General features: G+C 66.1%; 2 protein-coding genes, 1 rRNA gene and 1 riboswitch. Of the genes, 2 read left to right on the top strand and 1 reads right to left on the bottom strand.

Annotated elements, in window-relative coordinates:
• Positions 1-6 precede the first annotated feature (6 nt).
• Both rrf and FVW27_RS11690 read left to right on the top strand, forming a co-directional pair.
• Positions 7-121, top strand: a 5S ribosomal RNA gene (gene rrf / locus FVW27_RS11695).
• A 591-nt stretch (positions 122-712) separates the two neighbouring features.
• A riboswitch (ZMP/ZTP riboswitch) is annotated at positions 713-797 on the top strand.
• A gap of 307 nt (positions 798-1,104) precedes the next feature.
• Positions 1,105-2,325 (top strand): benzoate/H(+) symporter BenE family transporter, encoded by a 1,221-nt coding sequence (locus tag FVW27_RS11690; protein WP_167125353.1) that lies wholly within the window; start codon positions 1,105-1,107, stop codon positions 2,323-2,325.
• A 246-nt stretch (positions 2,326-2,571) separates the two neighbouring features.
• Here FVW27_RS11690 and FVW27_RS11685 read toward each other — a convergent pair.
• Positions 2,572-3,095: HDOD domain-containing protein (locus tag FVW27_RS11685; RefSeq protein WP_167125351.1), on the bottom strand; the 524-nt coding region annotated here is incomplete at its 5' end.

Below are 3,095 nucleotides of genomic sequence, written 5' to 3'. Positions count from 1 at the left end.
ATTTGTGCTGGTGTCCATGGAGGAGGGGGTACACCCGATCCCATTCCGAACTCGGAAGTTAAGCCCTCCATCGCCGATGATACTGCGTACTCTTGCGTGGGAAAGTAGGCCGATGCCAGCACTTATTTTCACAGGGATGCAAAACCGCATCCCTACCCTTCACGCGAAAGGCCCCGGTGAGAAATCACCGGGGCCTTCGTGCGTTTGCAGGCTGGAAGCAGCGTGTTCAATTAGTTACAGGCGACAGCACGGATAAGTGGAGTGTCGCTGTCGATCTCAAAAGTCTCATCGCTTGATATATGGTTGCAGTCTGAGCAGAGCGGCACAATGTACCATGCTGTGTCGCCGGAGACTTTTTGGACATGCGCGCCAAGCTCAGCTATCCCTGTGCAGTCTTTTCGACCGCACAGAAGAGCTTCCTTTCCGGATAGGTTTTGCCAGTGATTGATCCATGTGCCACATTTTCCGCAGGTATTAGCGCTTGTGCCATTTAGGTTTTTGACTTCCATCTGTTTCTCCCTGATGTTTGAGGAGGGGGACCGTGTTAGGCAGATTGGAATATTTTAACATGCGGCCTATATTTGCTGTAAATAATAACTGGTGACGCGGAGTCCCTCACCGGCGTGAAGTAAACAGAAGCGTTGGTTGTTGCACGGGATGTTTAGCTTCTTGACGTTGCACCGCCGCTGGTGCTAGCACCGGGCCTTACCCATACATGCCGCGCGACTGGCGAGAAAGTGGAGCAACACCACGAGGGAGCGCGGCATTCGTCAGCGCCGCTCGCCTGGGCCGCATCGGACACGATGCCGACAACCACCTTCCCCGTCCGGGGAAGCCTGTCCGGAGGCCGCCCATGTGCTTGTTCATGGCATTTCTCGCAATCCTTCCACGATTCGGCGGCGCTGATGCCGCAACGGACCACGGCGCCAGCCGCCGCACCGGCATTGTCGTGCGACGTTGCCGCGCCACCTGCGCCAGCCTTGCCGCAGCCATTCGTGGCATCGTGTGCGCCCGCCGCCCCGCCTGCGCCAATCCCTTCGTGATCCCCTGTCCGATTCCCGTCGTCTCGCAGCCCGTTTCCGGTCTTGTCCGGGGGAGGTCCGCATGCTGAGGCGCATCCTGTCCGAATCGTCGCTCTCTGCCCTTGTGGCGGGGCTTGTGGCGGTCATCGTTTCCTATGCCGGGCCTGCCGCGCTGATGTTCCAGGCCGCCGAGGCCGCCCACCTGACCCAGGCCCAGCTGTCCAGCTGGATCTGGGCCATTTCCGTGGCCAGCGGCGTGACCGGCATTTGTCTCAGCCTGCGCTACCGGGTGCCGGTGATCACCGCGTGGTCCACCCCGGGCGCTGCGCTGCTGGCCGCCGGATGGACGGCATACAGCTACCCCGAGGCCATCGGGGCGTTCATCGCCGTGGGCGTGGCCATCACCGTGTTCGGCGTCACCGGGTTGTTTGCCGCATTCATGGACCGCATTCCCAAGGCCGTGGTGTCGGCCATGCTGGCGGGCATCCTGTTCCGGTTCTGCGTGGACGTGTTCACGCGGATGCAGGCCGCGCCGTTGCTGGTGGCGCCCATGTTGCTGACATGGCTGGCAGCGCGTCGCCTGGCCCCGCGCTATGCCGTGCTGTTGCCGCTTCTGGCGGGCCTTGTGGTGGCCGGGGCAACAGGGCAGCTTTCGTTCGGCCCGGTAAGCGCCGCGCCCGCCGTGCCGGTGCTGACCATGCCCCATTTCACCATGGGGGCGTTGCTGGGGCTTGGCGTGCCGCTGTTCGTGGTGGCCATGGCCGGGCAGAACGCCACGGGCCTTGGGGTCATGCGCGCATCCGGCTATGACACCCCCGGCAGCCCGCTGGTGACGTGGACGGGCGTGGCATCCACCCTGCTGGCGCCGTTCGGGTCGCACGGGGTGAACCTTGCGGCTATCACCGCCGCCATCTGCACCGGTCCGGAGGCCCATGCGGACCCGGCCCGGCGCTACTGGGCGGGCATCTTCTGCGGCGGGTTCTACGTGCTGGTGGGCACCTTCGGGGCCACGCTGGTGGGCCTGTTCACGGCCCTGCCGCAGGCGCTGGTGGCCGTGGTGTCGGGCCTTGCCCTGCTGGGGGCCTTTCTGGGCGGGCTGACCCAGGCCACGGAAGACCCGGTGCACCGGGAAAGCGCCGTGATCACCTTCCTGGTCACCGTGTCCGGTGTGAGCCTGCTGGGCGTGGGTTCGTCGTTCTGGGGGCTGCTGGCGGGGCTGCTGGCAGGGGCGGTGTTGGTGGGGCCGCAGGCGCGCGTGCAGGCGGCCATCACCGCGCACGCGGGAGGGGCGGCGCGCAAGTAGCAGGGATTGTTCCCACGCGGGCAGGCGTTGCCTTGCTTGCGCGGAGCGGCCTTGAAATGACCGGCGGCGTGGACGGGTGGACCGTTCACGCCGCTGTTGCGTTCATGGGGCTGATTCGGGCGGTGAGGCTGAGACGGAGCGGTGTTTACGGTCTTGCCTCGTCGGGGGGACAGCTGCCAGGCCCGCGGAGCGCCACGGCTGCTCGAACGATCACGCCGGACGATTCCGCCGGATGATTGCTTGCGGTCAGGCCGTGGCGTCGCCAAAAAGGGCCTGCTCCATGGCCTCGGTGTCGGCCAGCACATGGCCCACCAACGACGAGAATGCCGCCGGGGCCAGCTTCAGGCGGTCCAGTGCCCCGCGCGCGGGCTGGCGCAGCAACGCGTCGCCCGGCATGTGATAGCCCAGGGCCACGGCGATCCAGTCGCCAAGGTGCACGTACAGGCCAAGGTCGCTCCAGGCGCGGGCGTCCGGTCCATGGTGGGTTGCCGCCGCCTCGGCCACGGCATCGCCCAGCCGCCAGGCATCCAGCAGGCGGCGACCGATGTCGCAGTGGTCGTAGCCCAGCAGTTCGCACTCCGCCGCCTGGATGGGCATGGCGCCTTCCGAGGCACGTCGGGATATCTGGGAGGCCAGGTCCGGCAGGTTGCCCATCAGCAGCAGGTGGCCGATGTCGTGCAGCATGCCCGCCACGAATGCCCGACCGGGGTCTGCCCCGCCGCAGGCCACGGCCAGGGCGCGAGCCGCCGTGGCCGCACATGCGGCGTGGC

This window comes from Nitratidesulfovibrio liaohensis (assembly GCF_011682075.1).
GTDB lineage: Bacteria > Desulfobacterota > Desulfovibrionia > Desulfovibrionales > Desulfovibrionaceae > Cupidesulfovibrio > Cupidesulfovibrio liaohensis.
Note: the sequence above shows the minus strand (reverse complement) of the source record. Positions and strands in the feature narration are given on the sequence as shown.

Excerpts from the sequence above, each read along its gene's own strand:
- FVW27_RS11690 (WP_167125353.1), top strand. The coding sequence starts at position 1,105 with ATGCTGAGGCGCATCCTGTCCGAATCGTCGCTCTCTGCCCTTGTGGCG.